This window comes from Nocardioides panzhihuensis, assembly GCF_013408335.1.
Taxonomy (GTDB): Bacteria; Actinomycetota; Actinomycetes; order Propionibacteriales; family Nocardioidaceae; genus Nocardioides; species Nocardioides panzhihuensis.
Window position 1 is genome coordinate 3,625,053 of the sequence record NZ_JACBZR010000001.1, and the last position, 23,831, is coordinate 3,648,883.

A 23,831-nucleotide genomic window follows, 5' to 3' on the forward strand; every position below is an offset into this window, starting at 1 on the left:
GTCCGCCTCGCATCCGAGGACGGCAGAAAATGGATAGTGCACCGGCATGAGAGGCTCCCGCTCCCTATCGCGTTGATTGGATGGTCACGGGGCCGGTCTTCGGACTTACCGAGTCCCCTGATGGGGCTCGGATCACCGCAGCGGGCCTGCGCCGGACTCTCACCGGCTTCCCAGATTCTCCCGTCCTGCCTTCCTCACCGTTTCCGATGGCTGGGCAGTCGGGGCACCTCGTGACTCTGCGGTCACTGTAGCGTCTGGCCCCATGATCGTCGTGGTGGGCATCGGTGCCGGTGGTTGGGACGAGGTCCCCGTACGTCACCAGCAGCTGATCCGGGGCGCCTCGGTGCTCCTCGGTGGCAAGCGCCATCTCGACCTGGTCCCGGACGTCCCCGGTCAGCGCCGCGAGCCCTGGCCCTCGCCGCTCCGCGACGGGCTCCCGGCCCTGCTCGGCTCCGTCGGCGACGCCGTCGCTCTGGCCTCCGGCGACCCGCTCGTCTCCGGTATCGGCACGACCCTGATCGACCTGCTCGGCCCGGAGAACGTACGCATCGAGCCGGCCGTCTCCTCCGTAGCCCTCGCCCGCGCCCGGATGGGCTGGCCGGCCGAGTCGTGCGTGGCCGTCAGCCTCGTCGGCCGCGACGTCGCGCTGATCGCCCGCGAGCTCGCCCCCGGCCGCCGCATCCTGGCACTCTCCTCGGACGGATCCACTCCCGTGTCGGTCGCTGACCTCCTGGTCAGGGCCGGTTTCGGCGCCTCGACCATGACCGTCCTGGGTGACCTGGGGGCGGAGACGGAGTCTGCTCGGACGGCGACCGCGTCGACCTGGGTCGGCGAGTCGCCGCGGCTCAACATCGTGGCGATCGAGTGCGTCGGCGACTCTGTTGGTTTCGACACGGACCCGCTCGTTCCTCGCGGGTCCGGCTCAACCAGCGGGGGCCGCCCGTCGGTCGCGCCGCCGGAGCCGCAAGGTGGAGGCGTGTCGACCGACGGAGGCCACCTTCCGCTGGTCGAGCCGCCGGAGCCCCTGGGCGGAGGCGTGTCGAGACCAACACAGTCGTTCCCCGCTACCTGGTCCCCAGGCCTCCCCGACGAAGCCTTCGAGCACGACGGCCAGCTGACCAAGCGCGACCTACGGGCCTCGGCGCTGTCCCGTCTCTCCCCGGCCCCGGGGCAGCACCTCTGGGACGTCGGCGCCGGAGCCGGGTCGGTCGGGATCGAGTGGATGCGGGCACACCCGACGTGCAGCACGACCGCGATCGAGGCAAGCCCCGAGCGGGCGGCCCGGATCGCCCGCAACGCAGCCCGCCTCGGCGTACCCAACCTGAGCGTCGTCGAGGGCCGCGCCCCCGACGCCCTGGCCGACCTCCCCGCCCCGGACGCGATCTTCATCGGCGGCGGCGCGACCCGTCCGGGCGTGCTCGACACCTGCCTCGCGGCGCTGCGGCCCGGCGGTCGGATCGTCGTCCACGGAGTCACCCTCGAGACCGAGCAGCTCCTGGCCGCTGCCTACCAGGAGCACGGCGGCGAGCTCACCCGAATCTCCGTCGAGACCTCAGCCCCGATCGGCACCTTCACCGGCTGGACCCCGGCCCGGTCGGTCACCCAATGGACTCTCACCGTCGGGTGAGGTCAGGAGGCGAGGTCGCGCCGCCAGCGCGGGGTCGTCGACTCCAGGGCGGTCAGCAGTCCGACGGTCTCTGCCGGGTCGCTGAGGCGGTCGCCGAAGAGCTCCTTGATCCGCTTGAGCCGGTGGCGCACGGTCTGATCATGGACCCTCAGCTGCTCGGCGACGACAGGAGCGCTGGGCCGGGCCCGCAGCCAGACCAGCATGGTCTCGGCGAGCGCCAGGCGCCGTTTCGGGGTCTCCTCCAAGAGGGGCGCGAGCAGCTGCTCGTCCGCGAAGCGGCGCAGCGTCGGGTCGGCGTGCAGGCACAGCTCCGACTGGTGATCGGCGCACCAGACGATGCCGTCCGCGGAGGGGTGGAGGACCTGCTCGGCGACCAGATCCACGGCCCGCAGGCCCCAACGTACGGCGTGGCGGGTCTCGTCGAGCCGCACCTCCCAGGTGACGGCGACCGGGCGGCTCGTCGCGGCGACGACCGCCCTGGCCCTCACGTGCACCGCGCCTGAGGCCCCGATCACGACCATGGCCCCCTCGCTCGGACCCGTGAGCAGTCGCGGCGCGGGCGTGCTGAGCTCCGCCGGGACCGGTCCGCCCGGAACCACCGCCACGGCCACCCGGTCGGTGACCTTCCAGCCGGCGCGTCCGGCCAGGGCACACAGGTCGCCGGTCCGTACGTCGCCGACGAGCGCCGCGAAGAGCGGCACCCGGGGGTCGATCGGCGGCGTGGGCTCGGCGAAGCCGCGCATCGCGTGCTCCAGCAGCTGATGCTGATAGTCCATGAATGCTTCGGCGAGGTGGCTCACCACCGTCGGCGACAGCTTCAGGTCACCGGCGATCTTCGAGATCTCTCGCCAGGCTTCCTGCGTCGCAATCTGGTGTGCGGCTCGCATCGCATCGAGGTTGTGGCCGGCCCTGCCCTCCAGACTGCCCAGTCGTCGGTAGATGTGGGCGACGGTCGCACCGCGCACGGGCGCACCGGCCATCGCATCGACGAAGAGCGCGACCGCCTCGTCCAGCGCCTTCTCGATGACGCCGTGCAGCCGCGGGTCGCTGAACGCGGCCACCTCGGCGCAGATGCGTCTGGCGATACGGCGAGACAGGTGGCGGGCACGGGGCCGGTAGGCCACCACGATCTGGCGCGCGATCAGGTTGGGTGGCGGCGACAGGTCGATTCGCAGCGTCGGGTGGGGCCTTCTCGGGATCAGGCCCGTGAACATGTCCGTGTCCGGTCGTGTCGTCGAAGTCACGCAGCTCTCCTCCACTTCCGTCCCTCGCTCTCTGCGACCTGGGGAGCCGCGCAAAGGACGTGTCCCGGAATGCAGTGAAGTGGCGGGAGACCTCCACGTCCAGAGCCACCGAGGCATGAGGCGTCAGAACCTCGAAAACTTGTGATGGGCCTCACAAATTTTCACCGCTGAGGCGAAATTGTCACCGACCTGACAATTTTGGCTGGATCTGGTGACTTTCGATGTCGCGACGGTAGCCAGCCACCGTCCGCGACCCCCTCAATGGTGCCGTCATCGCAGTTGTGGTCGATCTCCCACCCGGCTCGATCACCCCTCCCACACCGTAAGGGGAACACGTGAGAACCAAGCCTCCACCCCGTCGCCGCACCTTGGTCGCCACGGCATTCGCCGCCCTCGTGGCCACCGCGCTGCTCGTCGGGGCACCCGCTGCACAAGCGAACCAGAACCCGACGCTCGAGATCGACTACGACGCCGTCGGTACGACCCACATCGGTGCGCAGGTCGACTCATCGATGGCCATCGGGCCCTCGGTGCTCGAGTCGACCCTCGACCTCACCAACGGCCACATCGTCGGCGGCTCCCTCGCCATCCCGGCACAGACGATGAACTTCGACATCTTCGGGATCCCGGCTCAGGCGAAGGTCACCATGACCCAGGTCGGGCCACTGACCGGCGCCATCGTGCCCACCGACCAGCTCGGCAAGTCGAGGCTCAGCTCGACGGTCGCCTACGACATCAAGCTGAGCGACGTCAAGGCCAAGGTGTTCGGGGTCTGGTGGCCGCTGGCGGTCGGCAGCCGCTGCCACACCGCCGAACCGGTCGACATCACCGCCAGCACTCCTGAGGGTGAGTTCTTCACCGTCAACGGCGGCGGCCGGGTCACCTCGACCTACACGATCGGGAGCTTCACCGGGTGTGCCGCCCTGAACTTCTTCGACATCCCCGGCTTCTTCCCCTGGTTCGGCTCCATCCCGATCAACGCCCTGGTGCCGGGCACCGACAACACCCTCGAGCTGCAGATCGCCAATCCTCGCGCGGGCACCGCGTGAGCCTCTCGGGTTCAACACAACACCACACAAGGAGAAACATCATGAAGAAGATCACCAGCCGCGTGCTCACCGGTCTCGCTGCCGGAGCCCTCGCTGTCGGGACCGTCGCGGCCATGTCCGCGCCGGCCCAGGCCGCTGCCGCCGACTACACCCCCACCGGCCCGAACCCGGTCGTATTCGTCGGCAGCAACGTGTCCTTCACCGCGGACGACGCCGGCCAGACGCTGACCTGCGAGGTGTTCAACCTGGAGGGCAGCATCTCGAACTCGGGTACGAGCCGGGCCTTCGGGGCATCCGCCGGAACGCTCGACAACCTCGACTCCAGCGGCTGCACCAACCCGATCGCCGGGGACACCACTGTCCAGCCGACCGGCGCCTGGGACGTCGCGATCACCGGAGCCGAGGTCGGCTCGGTCTCGCCTGCCGTGCTCCGGAACGTGACCGCGTTCGTGTCGGCGGCCAACTGCGACTTCAACGTCGCGGGCGCGGTCACCGGCAACTTCGACGACTCCACGGGGCTCTTCACCCCCACCGGTTCGAGCCTGGTCATCTCCGACAACCCGGTCGGTTTCGTCTGCTCGATCCTCGGCCTCGCCCAGGGGCAGAGCGTCTCCGTGGACGGGAGTTGGACGGCCGCGGGTCTGACGATCACCAACCCGTGATCGATCAGCGCTGACCCATCCATCAAGGGGGTCTGTGTCGATGGCCATCGCCATCGACACAGACCCCCTTCCGGTTAATCGCCATCCCACGACCAAAGGAGAAAAGTGATGAAGAACCTGATCAACCGCGTCATCACCGGTCTCGCCGCTTGCACGCTCGCCATCGCCACCGTCGTGGCGATGTCCTCGCCTGCCCAGGCCGCCGCCGACACGTACACACCACACGGCGGCCCCACCGTCGCCTTCATCGGCAACGACATCGCCTTCACCGACGTCTTTGCCGATCAGACGTTCAGCTGCGAGCAGTTCGACATGCACGGCACACTGATCAGCACCGGTCTCAGTAGACCGTTCGGGACGACGGCCACCACATTGGACCAGCTCGACTACAGCGGTTGCACCAACCCGATCTTCGGTGAAACCAGTTTCGATCCAACCAGCATTTCGGGATTTGCGATCACTGGGCCCGAGGTCGGCTCGGTCTCCCCCGCCAGGCTCACCAATGCGGGATTCCTCCTCACGGCCGCCGGTTGCTCGTTCAACGTCGCTGGGGAAGTCTCCGGCACGTTTGACGACGCCACTGGCGTTTTCACGCCCACTGAGTCGACCCTGACGATCGCTGACGATCCAGCCGGGTTCACCTGTCCGCTCCTCGGCTTCGTGAAGGGCGATGACATCAGCGTGAGCGGCACCTGGACGATCGCCGGCCTGACGATCACCAACCCCTGATAATCCGATCGACCAGTCGAGCGAAACTTGTCACGCGCGTGACAAGTTTCGCCGATTCCAAACCAGACCTTCAGCGAACCTGTGGCACTCGCCACAACCGATGACTTAACTGAGTGCGGACACCCGTTCGGTCCTCACCGGACCGACCACCGTGAGGAACTCTTCATGCGCATCCCCCACCCTGGACTTCGCGCCGGAGCACGCACCGGCCGAGCTGCCATCGGCGTCCTCGTGCTGGCAGGGACCTTGCTGGTCCTCCCTACCGGCCCAGCCAAGGGTGATCCCGAGGTCGATCCACAGAGCGCCTCCCAAAGCAGCGTGAAGGTTCCGACACCGGAACTGAAGGCGTTGTTGGCGGCCAACCCAGCCGAGGGCCAACCTGGGTTCGACGACCTTCCCGCGAACCTGTCGATCAGCCTCACTGAGGGCACTGTCACCACTTCACAGCACGCAGTCGTGCGCCGCTCAAAGATGTCCATCACTTCCCGTCCGATCTGGGGCGCCCTGTACTTTGCCGAACTCAACGAGCCACTTGAGAACCCGACGAAGTACGTGGCCACCTGTACGGCTGCGATTCGCTGCGTCCCTGATCCCTTCTATCAGCCGTCGTGTGCAACAGCCGATCCGAGCACGCAGTGGATGACTGGCTATTTTCGCAGCCCGATCTACCCGATCAAACCTCTCGAAGGAGGTGGGGCCAAGGTGGGCATCCTCGTTCAGGACAAGATCAATCTGATCGCCTTCGGAACCATTCCGGCCACCGCGACGCTGACGATATCTGTCCCGCGCCTCGACCGAGCGGTCCAGCCATTGATGGCCCACGTGTGGAGCCGCCGCAGGACTAGAGGATGTGTCCCGGTACCCAGCGACATTGCAGGAGCGTCCTCGCTGGTAGAGGGGAAGATCAACATCCAACTCAGCGATCTCGAAGTGGACGGAGTTCCGGTCGATCTCGGCCCGAGGTGCCAGACGAAGAGGCCAGCTGATCTCTACCTCTGGGGGGACACCACGTCTGGGACCTACTCTCCTAACGGCGGTGGCCCGTTGGGGGCGTACGACGGACTGCATCCTGGTTCACGGGGACCGTTGAACGACCCCTACTACGTCAAGGACAACGGTCGCATCATCCCCCCGTCCTCGGGCATCGAGGTTCCTCCCTTCGCCAACTGCGGCACCAACGGTGACGATCTCAGCCCGTTGGTCAGCGCCATGGCTTCTGGCCCGAACAACCCCGTGCGCGCTATGCAAAAAACTCTGGTCGCCATCAATAGAATCCCGTTGGAGGACCTCAGCACGTGCGGCGGAACGCCAACTCGACCCCAGTGCCCGCTTCCGGCGCCAGAGGTTCCGGAAAGGCCGCCCCTCCCGGACGGCGAGGGCGAGTGACCGATCAGGGCACCGCCGCTGCATACCTCTCCTCGTGGATCACCGAGGAGAAGGCGGAGCGGTGGCTCCAGCCGAAGTGCTCCAGATCGGGGGCCTCGGGCAGACCGGCGACCTGACCGACGCAGAGTCATGCGACGGGACGTACGTGCTCAGGCAAGCCGACGCGGGAGCGCAGGGCCTTCTCACGGTAGCTGCTGACCCAGCCGACGACGCCCTCGGTCTGCACGTCGCCGTTACTCACGCGGCCGCTGCGTGAACCTCTCGGATTCCCCCCACACCTCCAGGGAGAACCATGAAAAACTTCATCAGTCGGCTGCTCACCGCACTTGCGGCCGGGGCACTTGCAATAGCAACCGTCGTAGCGACGTCCTCGCCGGCGCAGGCCGATGTCGACGCGTACACACCTCACGGCGGACCCATGGTCGGCCTCACCGGCGATTACGTCGACTTCACCTTCAATGAGGCCGGCCAGACGTTCAACTGCGGGAACTTCGACATGTCCGGGACCATCCCCAATGCGGGTGCGAGCAGGTTCTTCGGGGCACCCGCTACGACGTGGGGCCAAGTCGTCCATGGCGGCTGCACCAACCCGATCATCGGCGATTCCACCTTCGACCCCATCGGTGCCTGGCAGTTCGCCATCACAGGACCCGAGGTCGGCTCGGTCTCGCCCGCCGCATTCACCAACGTGGCGCTGTTCGTCCAGGCCGCCGACTGCGCGTTCAACATCGCCGGTGACGTGAGCGGCGTCTTCGATGACGCGACCGGGGTGTTCACGTCAACCGGGTCCTCCCTGGTCGTCACCGACACCCCGACGGGCTTCATCTGCCCGATCCTCGGCTTCGAGCAGGGTCACACCGTCAGCATGAGCGGCAGTTGGACCATCACCGGTCTGACGATCACGAATCCGTGATCGACCGTCACAGGCACCACCCACGAGCCGAGCGAAAACTTGTCACGCGCATGACATGTTTTCGCTCGGCTCCAGGCCCAACCTTTCCTCGATCACAGGGGGCGCGAGAGCGCTACCCGCACCCACGGACAATGCTCGCGAGTTCGGTCAAGGCGTCGATCCGATGAGTTGCCCGCGAGAGATCCTGGGGCGCGGTGAAGCTGTTGCGTACGACCGCACAGTCGATGCCCGCGGCAACTGCCGACGCGAGACCTCGGGACGAGTCCTCGACGACGAGCGTCTCGTCCTGGGCCGCACCGAACCGCTTCAGCCCGGCCAGGTAGGGCTCCGGGTGCGGCTTGGGATGGATGATGTCGAAGTCGGCCCGCTTCGCCGTCGTCATGATCGCCATCCGGGCGTACCGCGACGGCTCGGCGATCGCGTCGACTATTCCGTGCGCAGGAGACCGTGGCTCACCGTCCGCCCTTACGCCACTTTCTGGCCGAAAGTGGCGTAAGACTGGCCTTCCCGCCTTGATCCGACCGCCTACTTGAATCTCTCCTCGTGCACCACCGTCGAGAGCGCGGAGCGGTGGCGCCAGCCGAAGCGCTCCAGGTCGGGGACGTCGGGGAGGTCAGCGACGGGGCCGACGCAGAGCCAGGCGACGGGACGTACGTGGTCGGGCAGGCCGACCAGGTCGCGCAGGAACTCCTCGCGGTAGAAGCTGACCCAGCCGACGCCGAGACCTTCGGCGGTGGCGGCGAGCCAGAGGTTCTGGATGGCGAGGACGGTCGAGTAGAGGCCGGCGTCGGCGATCGCGTGGCGGCCGAGGACGTGGGAGCCGCCGCGGGTCGGGTCGTAACCGACGACCACACCCAGGCCCGACTCGCAGATCCCCTCGATCTTGATCTTCGAGAACGTCTCGGACCGCTCCCCCGCCAGTGAGGACGCGAAGACCTCTCGCTCGGTGGCGACGTGCTCACGGAACGTACGCAGGGTCTCGGCCGAGCGCACCAGCACGAAGTCCCACGGCTGGGTCATCCCGACGCTCGGCGCCGCGTGCGCGGCCGACAGCACCCGCTGGAGCACCTCGGGGTCGACCGGTCCGCCGGTGAACTCCGCACGGGTGTCGCGGCGGCGGTTGATCGCGTCGTACAGGTCCATCAGGCACGCTCCCGGGCCGCGTCGTAGAGGAACGACTCGCCCCCGTCGCGGGCCAGCGCGGGCCCGGCCAGGATGACTGCGGCCTGCCGCAGGCCCGCGTCCTCGACCGCCTCGGCGATCGTCGCCACCGTCCCGCGCAACACCAGCTCGTCGGGCTGGCTGGCGCGGTAGACGACCACGACCGGGCACTGTGGTCCGTAGTAGGGCAGCAGCTCGGCCATCAGCTCGCGGGTGCGCCGGATCGCGAGGTGGAGCACGAGGGTGGCACCGGTCGCGGCGTACGCGGCCAGCGACTCCCCTTCCGGCATCGCCGTCGACCGGGCCTGGGTGCGGGTGAGCACCACCGACTGGGCCACCAACGGCACGGTCAGCTCCCGACCCACCAGTGCGGCGGCCGCCGCGTAGGCCGGTACACCGGGAGTCACGTCCCACGGCACCTCGGCAGCATCGAGCCGCCGGGTCTGCTCGGCGACGGCCGAGTAGACCGACGGGTCGCCGGAGACCAGACGGACGACCTGCTTGCCGCCGCGGTGTGCGGCGACGATCGCGGCGACGATCTGGTCCAGGTCCAGCTTCTGGGTGTCGACCAGCTCGGCCTCGGGGCTGCAGTGCGCCAGCACCTCGGGGTCCAGGTAGGTGCCCGGATAGAGCACCACGTCAGCGGCGGCGAGCATCCTCGTCGCGCGGACGGTGAGCAGGTCGGCCGCGCCGGGGCCGGCTCCGACGAAGTGGACGGTCTGGTCGGTCACCTGACGTACCTCGGCGTCCAGACCTGTCCGGCCGCGGTCACCCGCGTCGAGCTCGCGCCCACGATGACCAGGCACTTCATGTCGATCGAGGCCGGGTCGAGCTCGCCGAGGGTGGTCACGGTCAGCGACTCCTCGGCCCGCCCGACGTCGCGGCCGACGACCACGACGGTGTCGGGCTCGCGGTGCTCCAGGAGTACGTCGCGGGCGGTGCCGATCTGCTCGGTGCGCGAGCGCGAGGCCGGGTTGTAGATGGCCAGTACGAGGTCGGCGGCGGCCACCGCGCGCAGCCGCTCCTCGACGACCGGCCACGGCTTGAGCCGGTCAGAGAGCGACATCACCGCGAAGTCGGCACCGACCGGCGCGCCCGCCCGCGCGGCCACCGCCTGGACGGCGCTGACCCCGGGCAGCACCCGGATGCGTACGTCGGCATAGGCCGCGTCCTCGGCGGCCTCGAAGACGGCCGACGCCATCCCGAAGACCCCGGCGTCACCGCCGGAGACGACGGCCACCTTCTCCCCCGCCTTCGCCAGGTCCAGGGCGTGCCGGGCCCGGTCTACCTCGACCGTGTTGCCCGAAGCGTGTCGCTGCAGGCCCTCGCGCTGGGGCACCCGGTTGACGTAGGGCGCGTAGCCGACGACGTGGCCGACCTCGGCCAGGGCGGCTGAGACCTCGGGGGTGAGCCATCCATCCGGTCCCGGCCCAAGTCCGACGACGAGCACCTCCCCGGAGACCGGGTCTGTCGAGACGCCCCCGCGCGTCGCCTCGACAGACTCGGCAGACTCAGCCGCCGCCCAGGCCCCCGTCGGTCGAGCCGCCGGAGCCGCTAGGCGGAGGCGTGTCGAGACCAACAGGGTCGAATCGAGCGCAGAGGGGACTGTGTTGGTCTCGACACGCTCGCTGGCGCTCGCGGCTCGACCAGCGGTGGTGGCGGTGGCTCGACCGACGGTGGCGGCGGGGACGGCGGAGGCGGTGGCGGCGGGGGCGGCGGAGGTCCGGCCGGCGGAGGTCGGGGCGGTGTCGCCGGGGACGACGATGAGGGAGAAGTAGGGCACCGAGGACGGGTCGACGTCGGCCACCGGGAGCCAGCGCTCCTCGGGCTGCGAGGCACGCTCGACGTACCAGGCGCCGTCCAGCCGTCCGGCAGCCGCGAGCGCGGAGCGGACCGCGGGGAAGGTGCGGCCGAGCTTCATGATGATGGCGGCCTCGGTGTCGGCGAGGCGTCGGGCGAGCTCGGGCTCGGGCAGTGTACCGGGCAGGACGGTGAGGACGTCGGTCTGACGCACGAGCGGCGTCGAGACGGCGGCGGTGGCGGCCGCGAAGGCGGGTACGCCCGGCACCACCTCGGTCGGGTAGATCTCCTTGAACCGGTCGTGGAGATACATCGAGGAGCCGTAGAAGAGCGGGTCGCCCTCGGCGAGCAGGACCACGTCGCGGCCGGCGTCGAGGTGGGCCGAGAGCCGGACCGCGCAGGACTCGTAGAACTCGGCCATCGCTCCGACGTAACCGCCCGGGTGCGAGGTGGTCCCGGTCGTGACCGGGTAGCGCAGCTCCTCCTCGATCGCGTCGGCGGGGATCAGCGAGGACGCGATCCGGCGGGCGTGGGACTGCTTGCGCACGCCCGCGTGGTAGGCGACGACCGGCGCCACGCCGATCAGCCGGGCGGCCTTGAGGGTGATCAGCTCGGGGTCGCCCGGGCCGATGCCGACGACGCTGAACCGGCCGCGTACCTCGGTGGTCATTCCTGCTCCTGGGCGAGTGCGTTGAGGGCGGACGAGGTCATCGCGGAGCCGCCGCGGCGGCCGCGGACGGTGACGAAGGGGATGTCGATCCCGTGCTCGTCGGCGAAGGCGGCCAGCGCCTCCTTGGACTCGGCGGCGCCGATGAAGCCGACCGGGCAGCCGACGATCGCGGCCGGCCGCGGACCGCCGTCGAGGATCATCTCGAGCAGGTGGAAGAGCGCCGTCGGGGCGTTGCCGATGGCGACCACGGCACCTTCCAGGTAGGACTCCCACAGCGACAGCGCGGCCGCGGTGCGGGTGGTCCCCCACTCCCGGGCGAGCGCCGGGACCCGGTCGTCGCCGAGCATGCAGAGCACCTCGTTGTCGCGCGGTAGCCGGCTGCGGGTGACCCCGGTCGCGACCATCGTCGCGTCGCACAGGATCGGGGCACCGGCCTCCAGCGCACCCCGCGCGGCCTTCACCAGGTCGGGGTGGATGACCAGGTCGGAGGCGAGATCGACCTGCCCGCTGCCGTGGATCATCCGCACCGCGAGCCGCTCGGCGTCGGCCGGCACCGCGGAGAGGTCGGCCTCTCGCCGAATGGTCGCGAAGGAGTCGACGTAGATCGCCGGGCCCTGGTCGATGTAGTCGTAACGCCGGGTCGGGCGCAGCCGCGGTGAGGGTACGAGCACGCCGTGCCACGGTGTCACCACGACGGCCGGGGCCTGCTCCGCCAGCGCCTCGATCGCGGCTCGGTCCAGGGCTCCGTCAGGGGCAGGGATGTGCTCGCCGCCGGGCACGAACCCGAAGGCGAGTGGATCGATGGGCGGCGGGACTCGCGGGTCGGGTTCAGAGGTCTCGACAAGCTCGACCTCCGCTTGCTGGAGCTCGGCGACGTGCCAGGGCGCCGAGGGGCCCTCACCGCGTACGTCCAGGAAGCGCGAGGCGAGCGCGACCAGCCGGGGCGCGGCCTCGGTGATCGGTACGACGGGCCCCCACGCCTCGCCGACCCGGAGCTGAGCCTCGGTGGCGGACAGCGCGACCAGGCCGAGGTCGCACTCGCGCGAGACCAGGTCGCCGCGACCGTCGTCGAGCACGAAGAGGAACCGTCCCGGGAGCGCGGCCAGGCGGGACGAGCCGCACAGCAGCCGGTCCAGCGACGCGGCGACGCCGCGCAGGTCGGCCCGGCCCCCGGCGATCCCGGTCTGCGGGGAGACCATCACGTTGCGTACGAGCTCGTGGGTCTGCGCCGGCACCAGGCCGGTCGCCTTCAGCGCGGTGAGCACCTCACCCGGGAGGGCTCCGTCGACCGAGGGGAGGCCGCGGACCTGCAGGTTCGCGCGGCCGGTGAGATAGACCTTGCCGTCGCCGTGGCGCTCGGCGACGGAGACGAGCGAGAGCAGCGCCGACGAGGAGACGGACCCGCCGATCAGGCGCAGCCGCACCAGCAGGCCGTCCTCTGCCGGCCACGGACGGCCGACTCCCGGGCACCGGTCGGTTCGGACTCGCGTCATCGGGACACCTGCTCTGCGTCATGTGCCCTTGCGCGGGGCACGTGGTGACCTGGCGGCGGGCGCCGCCAGAGCCAGCAGGTCTTCGGACTCGGAATCGATCGGAGCGGAGCGCCTTCCCGGAGCCAGGCTCCAGTGACTGCTCCCCCGAAGAAGAGCGTGCCCCGCCCGTCATCCTCACCGCTGCGCGTCAGTCCCGGACTTGCACCGGGTTCCCTGACCCCATCAGGCATGGAGTACGACTGGCAGGGCGAGACTACCCACTTGGGGACATCGCGACGAATTGCTCGCTGTCAGGCCGGGGTCTGTGGCAATCTTCGGCTACTCGGAATCTGCTCCGCGTCCTCCCACAGATGGAGTCTCCCGTGACCGGATCGGCCAACCGGCAGCTGTTCGTTCTCGTGACCGTCTCATCGCTCACGTTCGGCCTCGCCGGGTGCGCCTCGAGCTCGGAGTCGAAGGTCTCGATCGGCCTGGTGGTCCCGGCCTCCGGGGTGCACGAGTCGATCGGCACCGACATGACCCGTGGCTTCGACCTCTACCTCGACCAGCACGACGGGAGGCTCGGCGGCAGGCTTGTGGACGTCGTCGAGGCCGACGAGGGCAACCACGTGCAGACCGGGGTCGCCGCGGTCGCCAAGCTGATCGAGGAGGACGAGGTCCATGCGGTCGTCGGGCTGGTCGGCTCGGAGACGGCGCTCGCGGCCAAGTCCGTCGCGACCGCCAACGAGACGCCGCTGATCGTCACCGGCGCCGGGGCCGACCGGTTCGCCGACGGCTCCGACTATCTGTGGCGGACGTCCTCGACCAACTCGGGCCTGGGCGGCTCGCTCGGGAAGGCGGTCGCCGTCGACACCGACCGGGGCTCGGCGTACGTCATCGCCTCCGACGACGCCACCGGGCACGAGCTCGCCGACAGCTTCATGATCGCCGTCGAGGCGTCGGGCGGGACCATCTCGGGCCAGGGATACACGTCGTCCGGCACGTCCCGGGAGTGGTCCGGCCTCTTCGACGAGGCCGCGAAGTCGGGCGCGGACGCCATCTACGCCGCCTATGCCGGCAAGCAGGCGGAGGCGTTCGTGCGGGCCTACCGCGGGTCCCGCACGGCTCGGAAGATCCCGCTCTACGGTCCCGGCTTCCTCACCGAGGGCGACGTCCTGACCACGTTGGCCGGCGCCGCCACCGGGGTGCGGACCGCGCTGCACTACAGCGCCGCGACGGACTCGCTGGCCAACGCCGCCTTCGTGCTGGACTACCGCGAGGCGTACGACGCCGCTCCGACGGTCTACGCGGTGCAGGCCTACGACGCGGCGGCTGCACTCGACAAGGCTCTCGCGCTCTCCGACGACGTCGACCGCAACGAGATCGCCGACTCCCTCGGGTCGGTCGGCACCATCGCCAGCCCGCGTGGGAACTGGTCCTTCGACCCCAAGAACAACCCGGACCAGCCCTACTTCCTGCGCGTGGTCAAGGGCGGCCCCGACGGCCACCGCAACGTGGTGCTGCGCAAGATCGGCTCGACCAGCGATTGAGCTCGGCTAGCTGCGCGCTAGCTGGTCGCTAGCTGGTCGCTAGCTGGTCGCCAGGTGCAGCGCGAGACCGAGCCCGGCGAGCCCGACCAGCCAGCGCAGCGGACGCTCGGGCGCGACCCGGACGATCCCGGGGCCGAGGAAGCCGCCGATCACCGCCCCCAGCCCCAAGGCGATCGCGGCAGGCCAGTCGACAGGAGCGAAGAAGACGTACGCGATCGCCGCGGTGCCGTTGGCGACGCCGGTCGCGACGTTCTTGACGGCGTTGGTGATCGCGAGCGCCTCGGCGCGCTCGAGCACGAGAACGGCCAGCGCGATGATGCCGACACCCGCGCCGAAGTAGCCGCCGTAGATGCCGAGCACGAAGACGATCACGCCCCACCCGAAGCCGCGCGCCAACGTACGCCTGCCTGCGCCGTCTGGCGGTAGGGCGTCGATCGGTGGTCGAGCTTGTCGAGACCCCCTTGCAGCAGCCCACCCCCTGATCCGGTCACGGAGCAGCAGGAGGACGGCGCCGCTGCCGACGAGCCAGGGCACGATCGCCTCGAACGCCTCCGCCGGCGTGGTGAGCAGCAGAGCCGCGCCGACCGCGCCGCCGAGGAACGAGGCCAGACCCAGCCAGGCGATCCTCCTGCCCTGGCCGCGGAGCTCGCGGCGCGACCCGGCGATGGTGCCGCCGGTGACGCCGAACATCGCCACGGTGTTGGTGACGTTGGCGACGACCGGCGGCAGGCCCGCGGCCAGCAGGGAGGGGTAGCTGACCAGCGAGGCCAGACCGGCCACCGAGCCGGTCAGTCCGGCGCCGATGCCGGCGAGCAGGAGCCAGGCGAGCTCGGCGTTCACCGGGCCGACGTCCGCGGAGCCCCAGCCCAGAGCTCAGCGCTCAACGGACCAGGCACGGGCGCTTGGGGTCGAAGGTCCACCCCGACACCAGGTACTGCATGGCGACGCCGTCGTCGCGTACGCCGAGGCCGTGCTCGAGGTAGAGCTCGTGGGCGGCCGCGACCCGCTCGCGGTCGAGCCGGATCCCGAGGCCGGGGGCGGTCGGGACCTCGATGGCACCGTCGCGGATCTGCAGCGGTGACTCGGTCAGCCCCTGGCCGTCCTGCCAGATCCAGTGGGTGTCCAGCGCGGTGATCTCCCCCGGCGCCGCGGCGCCGACGTGGGTGAACATCGCCAGCGAGACGTCGAAGTGGTTGTTGGAGTGGGAGCCCCAGGTCAGTCCGAAGTCGTGGCACAGCTGGGCGACGCGGACGGAGCCGGACATGGTCCAGAAGTGCGGGTCGGCCAGCGGGATGTCGACGGCGTCGGTGCGGATCGCGTGCGCCATCTGGCGCCAGTCGGTGGCGATCATGTTGGTCGCCGTACGCAGCCCGGTGGCGCGCTTGAACTCGGCCATGATCTCGCGCCCGGAGTAGCCGCCCTCGGCGCCGCAGGGGTCCTCGGCGTACGCGAGCACGTCGTCCTTGCCCTTCAGCAGCCGGACCGCGTCGGCGAGCAGCCAGCCGCCGTTGGGGTCGAGGGTGATCCGGGCGTCGGGGAAGCGCTCGTGGAGGGCTGTCACCGCCGCGACCTCCTCCTCACCGGGGAGGACGCCGCCCTTGAGCTTGAAGTCGGTGAAGCCGTAGCGGGCCTGGGCGGCCTCGGCGAGGCGTACGACCGCTTCGGGGGTCAGTGCGACCTCTCTCCTGACGCGGTCCCAGTCGTCGGCAGCCTCGGTCTCACGCAGGTAGGGCAGGTCGGTCTTGTCGGGGTCGCCGACGTAGAAGAGGTAGCCGAGCATCGGTACGCTGTCGCGCTGCTGACCGTCGCCGAGCAGCTCGGCGACCGGCGCACCCTGCGCCTGACCTGCGAGATCGAGGAGCGCGGACTCCAGCGCGGTGACGGCGTGGACGGTCGTACGCAGGTCGAACGTCTGGGCTCCGCGGCCGCCGGCGTCGCGGTCGGCGAACCGCTCCGCCACCTGCCGAAGCAGGCTGCGGTAGCGGGTGACGGGCTGGCCGACGAGCAGCTCGGCGGCCTCCTCGATGGTGCGTCGGATCGGCTCGCCGCCGGGGACCTCGCCGACGCCCTCGCGGCCCTCGGAGTCGGTGAGGATCGCGATGTTGCGGGTGAAGAACGGCGCGTGGGCGCCGCTGAGGTTGAGCAGCATCGAGTCGTGGCCCGCGACGGGGACGACCTCGATCTTGCCAATGGTGGGCACAGTGGTGGTGCTGGCGGTCATGGCAGCTGGAGCTCGCCGTCGATCCGGCGGGCGAGGTGCCACGGGTTGTCGTCGCGTACGGCCTCCGGGAGGAGCGCCGTGGGGACGTCCTGGTAGGCGACCGGACGCTGGAAGCGCTCGATCGCGAGGCTGCCGACCGAGGTGGTGCGGGAGTCTGAGGTGGCCGGGAACGGGCCGCCGTGGACCATCGCGTGGCCGACCTCGACGCCGGTGGGCCAGCCGTTGAAGAGGATCCGGCCGACCTTCAGCTCGAGCGCGGAGACGACCTGAGCGGCGGCCTCGTCGTCGGCGTCGGTGGCGTGGACCGTCGCGGTCAGCTGGCCCTCGAGGGAGCTCAGGCTGGGCAGCAGCTCCTCGACGGAGTCGTAGCGGATCACGACGCCGGAGGCGCCGAAGATCTCGTCGGTCACGCCGTCGAGGCGGGCGGCCTCGACGATCTGGGGTGCGGGGGCGTCCTCAGTGCCTGCCTTGCCCTCGCCGACGACGGTGACGCCGTCGGTGGCGCGGAGCGTCGCGATGCCCTTCTCGTAGGCGCTGGCGATGCCGGAGGTCAGCATGGTCCCGCCGACGGCCTCGGCGGTGGCGCGGCCGGCTGCGGCCAAGAAGGCATCGCCGGCCTCGCTCTTCGGGAGGAAGAGCAGGCCGGGGTTGGTGCAGAACTGGCCGGCGCCGAGGGTGAGCGAGCCGACGTACGCCGTGGCGAGCGCGTCGACGTCACCGTCAAGAGCGCCCGAGAGGACGACGACCGGGTTGATCGAGGACATCTCGGCGTAGACCGGGATCGGCTCGGGCCGGGCAGCGGCGGCCGCGGCGATCGCGAGCCCGCCACCACGGGAGCCGGTGAAGCCGACGGCCTTGATCCGCGGGTCGACGACCAGGGTCTGGCCGAGCTCGATGCCGGCCTTGAAGTCGGTGGAGAGGAGGTAGGAGAAGGTGCCGACGGGCAGCCCGGCATTCTGGACGGCGCGGGTGACGGCCTGGGCGACCAGGTAGCCGGTGAGCGGGTGCGCCGGGTGGCCCTTCACGACCACCGGGCAGCCCGCGGCGAGCGCCGAGGCGGTGTCGCCGCCGGCGGTCGAGAAGGCGAGCGGGAAGTTGCTGGCGCCGAAGACCGCCACCGGGCCCAGCGGGATCTGGCGCTGACGGATGTCGGCCCGCGGGAGCGGGGTCCGGTCGGGAAGCGCCGGGTCGATGCGTACGCCGAGGTGGTCACCGCGTCGCACGACGCCGGCGAACATCCGGAGCTGGCCGGTGGTGCGGCCGACCTCGCCGCTGATCCGGCCCTCGGGCAGGTGTGACTCGGCGACGGCTGCCTCGACGATCTCGGGACGGGACGCCTCGATCTCGTCGGCGACGGCTTCGAGGAAGTCAGCGCGTGCCTCGGGGGTCGTCGCGCGGTAGCCGGCGAACGCCTCGGCTGCGGCGGTGGTGGCGGTGGTGACGTCGGGCTGCTCGGAGTCGGCTCCGGCGATGATCGAGCGGTAGCTCATGGTCCCTTCCTATCGGGTTGGTTCTAGGGAGGTCGGCGTCAGGAGATTCGGGCGACGAGGTCGCGCAGCTCGGCGACCTCGTCCTCGCGCAGGTCGGTCAGCGGCGGTCGGACCGGGCCGGCCGGTCGACCGGTCGCGGCCAGCCCACCCTTGACGATCGACACGGCATAGCCTGACGTGCGGTCACGGATGTCGAGGTACGGGATCACGAACTCGTTGAGACGACGGTAGACCTCGTCGCGGTCCTGGGCCCGCACGGCATCGTAGAACTCGATCGCCCACTTCGGCGCGAAGTTGAACAGCGCCGAGGAGTAGGTGCTCACGCCGAGCTGGAGCAGCGGCAGCGCGAAGGTCTCGGCCGTCGGCAGACCGCCGATGTAGGTGAGCCGGTCGCCGACGCGGGCGTAGGTGCGGGTCATCTGCTCGATGTTGCCGACGCCGTCCTTGAAGCCGATCAGCGTGGGGTTGCGGTCGGCGAGCTGCGCGACGGCCTTGTCGTGCAGGACCGCGTTGGCGCGGCTGTAGACGATCACGCCGAGACCGGTGGCCTCACAGACGCGGCTGGCATGCTCGACCAGGCCGTCCTGACCCGCCTCGGTGAGGTAGGGCGGCATCAGCAGCAGACCATCGGCACCGGCGGCCTCCGCCGCCTTCGCCTGTGCGATGGCGTTGGAGGTGCTGCCCGTCGCCGGCGCCAGGACGGGAACCGCGCCGGCCACCTCGTCGACGGCCGCGCGCACGACCCGGTCGGTCTCCTCCAAGGTCAGCGAGAAGCCCTCGCCTGTCCCGCCGGCCGCGAAGAGGCCTGCGACGGGGTACTCGGCCAGCCAGCTCAAGTGCTTGCGATAGTTCGCTTCGTCGAACTGCAGGTCATCGGTGAAGTGAGTGACCGGGAACGAGAGAAGCCCGCTCTTGAGCTGGGCGGCCAGGTCGGTCGGGCTGTACTCGGTCACGAGTCACGTCCTTCAGGTGTTGTGAGGCAGAAGTGGTGCCCATCACGTTATGAACGTTCGGCGATGCCTGTCCAAGCCCGAATTTGAATCTCGTGATGCGTGTGGGGCATCGCGGGGGGTCTAGGCGTGAGTTCGTTGAGACAGCACGGCCCGGTGGTCGAGCTTGTCGAGACCCCCTCGCCCCGGTGGTCGAGCTGGTCGAGACCCCCTCGCCCCGCTGGTCGAGCTTGTCGAGATCTCTCTCGCCCCGCTGGTCGAGCCGCCGGAGCCGCTAGGCGGAGGCGTGTCGAGACCAACACAGTTCCCTGCCGGAACGTCCCACCCGAAGGCCGGACAGGGCCGCCGACCCGGGTGTGGCGCAGCGAAGTCTCGCTTCGGAACGGTGCTGTTCGTGGGGTGGGAGGGTGGTCCTCCGGGCCACTTACCATCCACAGGACCGAGGCCGTTCGCTCACCGCGAAAACAGCGGTTGACCTGCGGATATAAGTAGAATCGAGCGGTCGAAAGGAGTAGAATCAGACCCACCACGACACGCCTCTGAACACACGGGAGAGGAGGGCGGCGATGAGTCTCGAGCACGAGATCAACCACTGGGGCACCAACCCCGTGGACCCCATCGACGCAGAGCTCGCTGCCCTCGAATCCTCCCTCGACAACCTGCTCGCTAGGGACCCCGCCTACTGGCGCACCGGCGAAAAGAAGAACCGGCTGAAGCGCCTGGAGATCATCCAGGCCAAGCAGGCCGCGCTGAAGCTCCGGATCCTCGCTACTGCCGGTGATATCGCCGAAGAGACCGGCGCGAAAGATGCCTCGGGGTGGATGCTGACCGAGCTCCTCGTCGACAAGAAGATCGGCCGCGCTGAGGTGAAACTGGCTGCCGGTGTCGCGAAGTACGAGCTCGTCGCTGCCAGCCTCGCCGAGGGTGTCGTGTCCCAGGACAAGGCCCGGGTGATCACCAAGGCCCTCGAGGCGGTCGAAGCAGACCCGACCGCCACTGCTGATGACCTGGCCTACGCGGAGAAGCTGTTGGTCGACTACGCCACCGAGCTGACCGCCGACGACCTCAAGAACATCGGGAAACGGATCCTGGTCGAGGTCGACCCCGAACGGTTCGAGGCCGCCGAAGCCAAAGCCCTCCACCGGGAGGAAGAACACGCCCAACGGCGCACCTTCTTTCAATCCCGCGCCAACGGCGACGGCACCGTCGATATCCACGCCCGGGTCTCCTACGCGGTCGGGATGAGGCTGCGCACCGTCCTGGACTCCCTGGCTCAGCCGAGGAAGCTCTCTGCCGAGGACCGGGGCCGCAAAGCACCGTATGACCGGCTGCTGGGCCAGGCCTTCGCTCGGATCGTTGAGACCTACGACGTCGACCAGCTCCCCCGCCATGGTGGCCACGCGACCACGGTGTTCATCACCATGGACGTCGAGGACCTCCGCAAGGATCTCGGCACCGCTGCGTTCGGGTTCGACGGCGACAAGATCACCGCCGCCGAGGCCCGCCGGATGGCCTGCAACGCCGACCTCATCCCCGTCGTCCTCGGCACAGACTCCGAGATCCTCGACTTCGGTCGCACCACCCGCCTGGCGCCCCCGGTCCAACACCGAGCACTCCGGCTACGGGACAAGTGCTGCCAGGCTGAGGACTGTGATGCACCAGCGGCCTGGACCGAGGCCCATCATCTGAAACCGTGGTCTCAAGGCGGCGGAACCGATCTCGCGAACATGGTGTTGTTGTGTCCGAGCGATCATCGCCGGATCCACGACCCCAACTACGACTATGAACGCCTCCCGGATGGGCGGATCCGGTTCAGTCGTCGCGTCTGAGCGCGCGCCCGGGCCTGCCCCTGTCTGCCGGTCCGACCTTGTGAAACATTCACAAGGTCGGGCCCTCTGTCCTAGCCGACGACCCGGCGACCTCCAGCAAGACACGGGAGCGCCCCCTTGCGAACGATTCACAAGGTGTCATCGTCTAGTACAGCGCCCCGCAAACCTCCCCTGGCAGAACCGGCCGGCCCCCGATCCCAATCCCGTACCCAACCCGAAATCCGCTGCGCCACACCCCGCCGCCGACCCGATAGCCAGCCAAATTTCTCGCCGGATCACGGTGTCAAGGACCGCGACAGCGGCCGGCGAAGCCGGCGGCCGAAGGCCGTCCTTGACTCCGGGATACGGCGAGAACACCATCCACAACGGGTCGGCGGCCCAACCCAACGAAGACGGCCAGCACACGAAGCCCTCACAGAGGGCCCACAGCCCCTACCGATTCATCTCGATGATCGCATCAAGCACCCGCCGTACAACCGGACTCACAGACCCCCGCGCCCAGATCGCATGCAGCTCGACCGGCCGCTCGGGGTCCTTGTCCAGGCGGGTGTCCCCGCCACCGTGCTCGATGGGACGGAAGACGACGCCTTCGACGTGCAGCGAGCTGGCCGAGACCGGGACGAAGCCGACGCCACGATCGGCGGAGACCAGGAGCATGGCGGTGAGGACCTGGTGGACTCGCTGCTCGATGCGGGGGTGGGCGTTGGCGAGGAAGCGTACGGAGAGCTCGTGGAAGTAGCGCGACTGCTGGGGGTGGTAGCCGATGACGGGCTCGCCCTCGAAGTCCTGCGGGGTCAGCGGCCGGTCCAGCTCGGCGAGCCGGTGTCCCTGCGGCAGCACGGCCATCAGGGGCTCGCGGGAGATGACTCGCGAGGAGAGCAGCTCGGTGTCGAAGGGCGGGCGGGCCAGGCCGATGTCGATCTCGCCGTGGCGGATGCCGTCTACCTGGGCGAGCGTGACCCGCTCGGAGAGTCGCACCTCGACATCCGGGACCTCCACGGTGAGGCGGCGCAGCAGGGGGCCCAGGATCGAGATGGCCGAGACCGCGGTGAAACCGAGCCGGACCACACCGGCGGCGCCCGCGTCGACCCGACGGGCCAGGTCACCGGCGCTCTCGACCAGGTTGAGCATCCGGTAGGCCTCGTCGAGGAAGGCGGCTCCGGCGCCGGTCAGGGCGACCCGGCGGTTGTCGCGCTCGAGCAGCTGCGCGCCGACCGCCTTCTCCAGCTTCTGGATCTGTCGCGACAGCGGTGGCTGGGTCATCCGGAGCCGCTCGGCCGCCCTACCGAAGTGGAGTTCCTCGGCGACCGCGACGAAAGAACGCACCTGGTCGAGGGTGATCATTTCGCCAGGGTAGACCACGATGCGTCAGGTGGAACACTCAATGCCGAAACGGGCTTGGACCGGTATCGCTGAGACTCTTAGTGTCGGTGATCACACGACGTCGGGCCACCCCATTGCCACAAACCCGCCCGACCACCTGGATCTAGGAGCAACGATGCGCACGACCAACCACCTTCTCGCCGCGACTGCCGGCGTCGCGGCCCTGGCCCTCTCCGCCTGTGGTGTCTCGAACACGACCGGTGGTAGCGGTGACGGCGAGGAGTATCCCGCCGGCAACGTCGAGATGTACGTCGGTGCGTCGGCCGGTGGGTCCAGCGACCTGATCAGCCGGGCCGTCTCCAAGGGCCTCTCCGACGAGCTCGGTGCCTCCTTCCCGGTGATCAACCAGGAAGGCGCCAACGGCGCGCTCGCCGCCAACAAGGTGGCGAAGGCCAAGGCCGACGGTCAGACCATCGCCATCCAGAACGCCTCCCTCTTCGCCATCACGCCGCTGGCGGTCAGCGAGGACGAGGCCACGGATCTCGCCGACTTCGACGTGGTCCAGGGCGTCTCCCGCGACGACTACGTCATGGTCACCGGCCCGAAGAGCGGCTTCAAGACGCTCGACGACATCAAGGCCGCGAAAAAGAAGGTCACCTACGGCACCACCGGTGTCGGCACCGGCGCGCAGCTCTCCTGCGGCCTGACCTACGCCTCCGCCGACGTCGAGGCCGAGGCCGTGCCCTTCGACGGTGGCGCCCCGGCACTGACCGCGGTGCTCGGCAACCAGGTCGACACCGCCTGCATCCAGGTCGGCGAGGCGATCGAGAACATCGAGTCCGGCAAGCTGACCCCGCTCAGCGTCTTCGGCCCCGAGCGGGTCGAGTACCTTCCTGAGGTCCCGACCGCCAAGGAGCAGGGCCTCGACGTCGAGGTCGCGCAGTACCGCTTCATGACCGTCCCGAAGGGCACCCCGGACAACGTCAAGGACGCCATCGCCGAGGCGATGCAGGCGACGTTCAAGACCGAGGAGTACCAGGCCTTCAACAAGCAGAACAGCCTCACCCCGATGGAGATCTCCGGCGACGAGGTGGTGACCCAGCTCGAGGAGGACAAGAAGCGGTTCGCCGACCTGGTCGAGCAGTACGGTCTCGACCTCGGCCAGGGCTGAGCAGCACCCGGCACGGCGGAAAACACGACGAAGGCATGAGAATGAGCGACGAACGTACCCCAGCTCCTGACCAGGACATCCTGGCCGAGATCCAGGCCGAGGTGGCCCACGACCTGGAGGAGGAGCGACCTCCTGCGGGCGGACCGGCCTACCAGGTGATCGGTGCGCTCGTCGCTCTCGTCGTCGGCATCGGCGGCGCGGTCCTCTCCTACGGCTACGGCATGGGATCGCTGCGCCAGCCAGGCCCCGGCATGTGGCCGTTCGTGGTCAGCATCGCGATCGCCCTGATGGCGGCGGCGCTGCTCGTCGTCGGCCGCGGGCTGAGCGACAGCGAGAAGTTCACCCGCTCCAGCGTGCTTCCCGCGGTCGGCCTGGTCACCTTCATCGTGCTGGCCATGCTGATGCCCGTGATCGGCTTCGAGATCCCGTCGCTGCTGCTGTGCGTCGTCTGGCTGAGGTTCCTCGGCGGCGAGACCTGGCGCAGCACGATCATCACCTCGGTCCTCACGGTCGCCGCGTTCTACTTCCTGTTCCTCTATGGGCTGCGCATCCCGCTGCCCCACCTGTTCTGAGCGGAGCCCCCA

General features: G+C 69.5%; 21 protein-coding genes, 1 pseudogene and 2 riboswitches. Of the genes and pseudogenes, 10 read left to right on the forward strand and 12 right to left on the reverse strand.

What is annotated here, in order from left to right; all coding sequences use genetic code 11:
* Positions 1-74 precede the first annotated feature (74 nt).
* Positions 75-208: riboswitch (cobalamin riboswitch) on the reverse strand.
* Positions 209-262: 54 nt separating this feature from the next.
* Positions 263-1,627: a precorrin-6y C5,15-methyltransferase (decarboxylating) subunit CbiE gene (gene cbiE, locus BJ988_RS30540; RefSeq protein ID WP_179659107.1), complete on the forward strand. Its 1,365-nt coding sequence runs from the start codon at positions 263-265 to the stop codon at positions 1,625-1,627.
* A gap of 2 nt (positions 1,628-1,629) precedes the next feature.
* Here cbiE and BJ988_RS31395 read toward each other — a convergent pair whose 3' ends face one another.
* The gene (locus BJ988_RS31395; protein ID WP_179659108.1) at positions 1,630-2,871 is read right to left on the reverse strand and encodes a PucR-like N-terminal domain-containing protein; all 1,242 of its coding nucleotides are present in this window, start codon (positions 2,869-2,871) and stop codon (positions 1,630-1,632) included.
* Positions 2,872-3,206: 335 nt separating this feature from the next.
* On the opposite strand from BJ988_RS31395, the gene BJ988_RS17220 reads away from it, so the two are divergent.
* The 5 genes from BJ988_RS17220 (at position 3,207) to BJ988_RS17240 (ending at position 7,610) form a co-directional block, all read left to right on the forward strand.
* Positions 3,207-3,920 (forward strand): hypothetical protein, encoded by a 714-nt coding sequence (locus tag BJ988_RS17220; protein WP_179659109.1) that lies wholly within the window; start codon positions 3,207-3,209, stop codon positions 3,918-3,920.
* A 41-nt stretch (positions 3,921-3,961) separates the two neighbouring features.
* Positions 3,962-4,582, forward strand: coding sequence for a hypothetical protein (locus BJ988_RS17225; protein ID WP_179659110.1), 621 nt, complete (start codon positions 3,962-3,964; stop codon positions 4,580-4,582).
* Positions 4,583-4,690: 108 nt separating this feature from the next.
* Complete coding sequence (locus BJ988_RS17230) at positions 4,691-5,311, forward strand: hypothetical protein (protein ID WP_179659111.1); 621 nt, start codon at positions 4,691-4,693, stop codon at positions 5,309-5,311.
* Positions 5,312-5,476: 165 nt separating this feature from the next.
* Complete coding sequence (locus tag BJ988_RS17235; protein WP_179659112.1) at positions 5,477-6,697, forward strand: hypothetical protein; 1,221 nt, start codon at positions 5,477-5,479, stop codon at positions 6,695-6,697.
* Positions 6,698-6,989: 292 nt separating this feature from the next.
* The gene (locus BJ988_RS17240) at positions 6,990-7,610 is read left to right on the forward strand and encodes a hypothetical protein (RefSeq protein WP_179659113.1); all 621 of its coding nucleotides are present in this window, start codon (positions 6,990-6,992) and stop codon (positions 7,608-7,610) included.
* 112 nt (positions 7,611-7,722) lie between these two features.
* On the opposite strand, the gene BJ988_RS17245 is transcribed toward BJ988_RS17240, so the two are convergent.
* The 6 genes and pseudogenes from BJ988_RS17245 to BJ988_RS30550 form a co-directional block, all read right to left on the reverse strand.
* Positions 7,723-7,992 carry an HAD family hydrolase gene (locus BJ988_RS17245; protein ID WP_246321514.1) on the reverse strand — a complete coding sequence of 90 codons (270 nt, stop codon included), beginning with the start codon at positions 7,990-7,992 and terminating at the stop codon, positions 7,723-7,725.
* A gap of 143 nt (positions 7,993-8,135) precedes the next feature.
* A complete protein-coding gene (gene bluB / locus BJ988_RS17250; protein WP_179659115.1) occupies positions 8,136-8,753 on the reverse strand; it encodes a 5,6-dimethylbenzimidazole synthase in 618 nt (205 codons plus the stop codon).
* Entirely contained in the window at positions 8,753-9,502 is a 750-nt protein-coding gene (gene cobM / locus BJ988_RS17255; RefSeq protein ID WP_343051662.1) for a precorrin-4 C(11)-methyltransferase, read from the reverse strand. Before cobM ends, bluB begins: the two co-directional genes overlap by 1 nt.
* A complete protein-coding gene (cobJ, locus tag BJ988_RS17260; protein WP_179659116.1) occupies positions 9,499-11,241 on the reverse strand; it encodes a precorrin-3B C(17)-methyltransferase in 1,743 nt (580 codons plus the stop codon). Before cobJ ends, cobM begins: the two co-directional genes overlap by 4 nt.
* Complete coding sequence (locus BJ988_RS17265) at positions 11,238-11,846, reverse strand: precorrin-8X methylmutase (protein ID WP_425490921.1); 609 nt, start codon at positions 11,844-11,846, stop codon at positions 11,238-11,240. The genes cobJ and BJ988_RS17265 overlap by 4 nt, the downstream gene beginning before the upstream one ends.
* Positions 11,847-12,545: 699 nt before the next feature.
* Positions 12,546-12,734 (reverse strand): annotated as a pseudogene (locus BJ988_RS30550) (nitrite reductase); the annotation flags it as partial.
* A 56-nt stretch (positions 12,735-12,790) separates the two neighbouring features.
* A riboswitch (cobalamin riboswitch) is annotated at positions 12,791-12,992 on the reverse strand.
* A 104-nt stretch (positions 12,993-13,096) separates the two neighbouring features.
* On the opposite strand from BJ988_RS30550, the gene BJ988_RS17275 reads away from it, so the two are divergent.
* Positions 13,097-14,263: an ABC transporter substrate-binding protein gene (locus BJ988_RS17275; RefSeq protein WP_179659117.1), complete on the forward strand. Its 1,167-nt coding sequence runs from the start codon at positions 13,097-13,099 to the stop codon at positions 14,261-14,263.
* A 39-nt stretch (positions 14,264-14,302) separates the two neighbouring features.
* Here the strand turns inward: BJ988_RS17275 and BJ988_RS17280 are convergent, their stop codons facing one another.
* Genes BJ988_RS17280 through kdgD form a run of 4 tightly spaced genes read right to left on the reverse strand, consistent with a single transcriptional unit; the run spans position 14,303 to position 18,927 of the window.
* The gene (locus tag BJ988_RS17280) at positions 14,303-15,103 is read right to left on the reverse strand and encodes a TSUP family transporter (protein ID WP_179659118.1); all 801 of its coding nucleotides are present in this window, start codon (positions 15,101-15,103) and stop codon (positions 14,303-14,305) included.
* A gap of 40 nt (positions 15,104-15,143) precedes the next feature.
* On the reverse strand, positions 15,144-16,484 hold the full coding sequence (locus BJ988_RS17285) for an enolase C-terminal domain-like protein (protein WP_179659119.1): 1,341 nt from the start codon (positions 16,482-16,484) through the stop codon (positions 15,144-15,146).
* Positions 16,481-17,974, reverse strand: coding sequence for an aldehyde dehydrogenase (NADP(+)) (locus tag BJ988_RS17290; protein WP_179659120.1), 1,494 nt, complete (start codon positions 17,972-17,974; stop codon positions 16,481-16,483). Before BJ988_RS17290 ends, BJ988_RS17285 begins: the two co-directional genes overlap by 4 nt.
* A gap of 38 nt (positions 17,975-18,012) precedes the next feature.
* Positions 18,013-18,927 carry a 5-dehydro-4-deoxyglucarate dehydratase gene (kdgD, locus tag BJ988_RS17295; RefSeq protein ID WP_179659121.1) on the reverse strand — a complete coding sequence of 305 codons (915 nt, stop codon included), beginning with the start codon at positions 18,925-18,927 and terminating at the stop codon, positions 18,013-18,015.
* A gap of 563 nt (positions 18,928-19,490) precedes the next feature.
* Between kdgD and BJ988_RS17300 the strand changes: the two genes are divergently transcribed.
* Positions 19,491-20,753, forward strand: coding sequence for an HNH endonuclease signature motif containing protein (locus BJ988_RS17300; RefSeq protein WP_179659122.1), 1,263 nt, complete (start codon positions 19,491-19,493; stop codon positions 20,751-20,753).
* Positions 20,754-21,185: 432 nt separating this feature from the next.
* Here the strand turns inward: BJ988_RS17300 and BJ988_RS17305 are convergent, their stop codons facing one another.
* The gene (locus BJ988_RS17305) at positions 21,186-22,097 is read right to left on the reverse strand and encodes a LysR family transcriptional regulator (RefSeq protein ID WP_179659123.1); all 912 of its coding nucleotides are present in this window, start codon (positions 22,095-22,097) and stop codon (positions 21,186-21,188) included.
* Positions 22,098-22,251: 154 nt separating this feature from the next.
* On the opposite strand from BJ988_RS17305, the gene BJ988_RS17310 reads away from it, so the two are divergent.
* On the forward strand, positions 22,252-23,247 hold the full coding sequence (locus BJ988_RS17310; protein WP_179659124.1) for a tripartite tricarboxylate transporter substrate binding protein: 996 nt from the start codon (positions 22,252-22,254) through the stop codon (positions 23,245-23,247).
* 41 nt (positions 23,248-23,288) lie between these two features.
* Positions 23,289-23,819, forward strand: coding sequence for a tripartite tricarboxylate transporter TctB family protein (locus tag BJ988_RS17315; RefSeq protein WP_246321515.1), 531 nt, complete (start codon positions 23,289-23,291; stop codon positions 23,817-23,819).
* Positions 23,820-23,831: the final 12 nt, after the last annotated feature.

Coding starts and splice junctions, on each gene's coding strand:
- cbiE (WP_179659107.1), top strand. CDS start 263: ATGATCGTCGTGGTGGGCATCGGTGCCGGTGGTTGGGACGAGGTCCCC.
- BJ988_RS17225 (WP_179659110.1), top strand. CDS start 3,962: ATGAAGAAGATCACCAGCCGCGTGCTCACCGGTCTCGCTGCCGGAGCC.
- BJ988_RS17230 (WP_179659111.1), top strand. CDS start 4,691: ATGAAGAACCTGATCAACCGCGTCATCACCGGTCTCGCCGCTTGCACG.
- BJ988_RS17235 (WP_179659112.1), top strand. CDS start 5,477: ATGCGCATCCCCCACCCTGGACTTCGCGCCGGAGCACGCACCGGCCGA.
- BJ988_RS17240 (WP_179659113.1), top strand. CDS start 6,990: ATGAAAAACTTCATCAGTCGGCTGCTCACCGCACTTGCGGCCGGGGCA.
- BJ988_RS17245 (WP_246321514.1), bottom strand. CDS start 7,992: ATGACGACGGCGAAGCGGGCCGACTTCGACATCATCCATCCCAAGCCG.
- bluB (WP_179659115.1), bottom strand. CDS start 8,753: ATGGACCTGTACGACGCGATCAACCGCCGCCGCGACACCCGTGCGGAG.
- cobJ (WP_179659116.1), bottom strand. CDS start 11,241: ATGACCACCGAGGTACGCGGCCGGTTCAGCGTCGTCGGCATCGGCCCG.
- BJ988_RS17285 (WP_179659119.1), bottom strand. CDS start 16,484: ATGACCGCCAGCACCACCACTGTGCCCACCATTGGCAAGATCGAGGTC.
- BJ988_RS17290 (WP_179659120.1), bottom strand. CDS start 17,974: ATGAGCTACCGCTCGATCATCGCCGGAGCCGACTCCGAGCAGCCCGAC.
- BJ988_RS17300 (WP_179659122.1), top strand. CDS start 19,491: ATGAGTCTCGAGCACGAGATCAACCACTGGGGCACCAACCCCGTGGAC.
- BJ988_RS17305 (WP_179659123.1), bottom strand. CDS start 22,097: ATGATCACCCTCGACCAGGTGCGTTCTTTCGTCGCGGTCGCCGAGGAA.
- BJ988_RS17310 (WP_179659124.1), top strand. CDS start 22,252: ATGCGCACGACCAACCACCTTCTCGCCGCGACTGCCGGCGTCGCGGCC.
- BJ988_RS17315 (WP_246321515.1), top strand. CDS start 23,289: ATGAGCGACGAACGTACCCCAGCTCCTGACCAGGACATCCTGGCCGAG.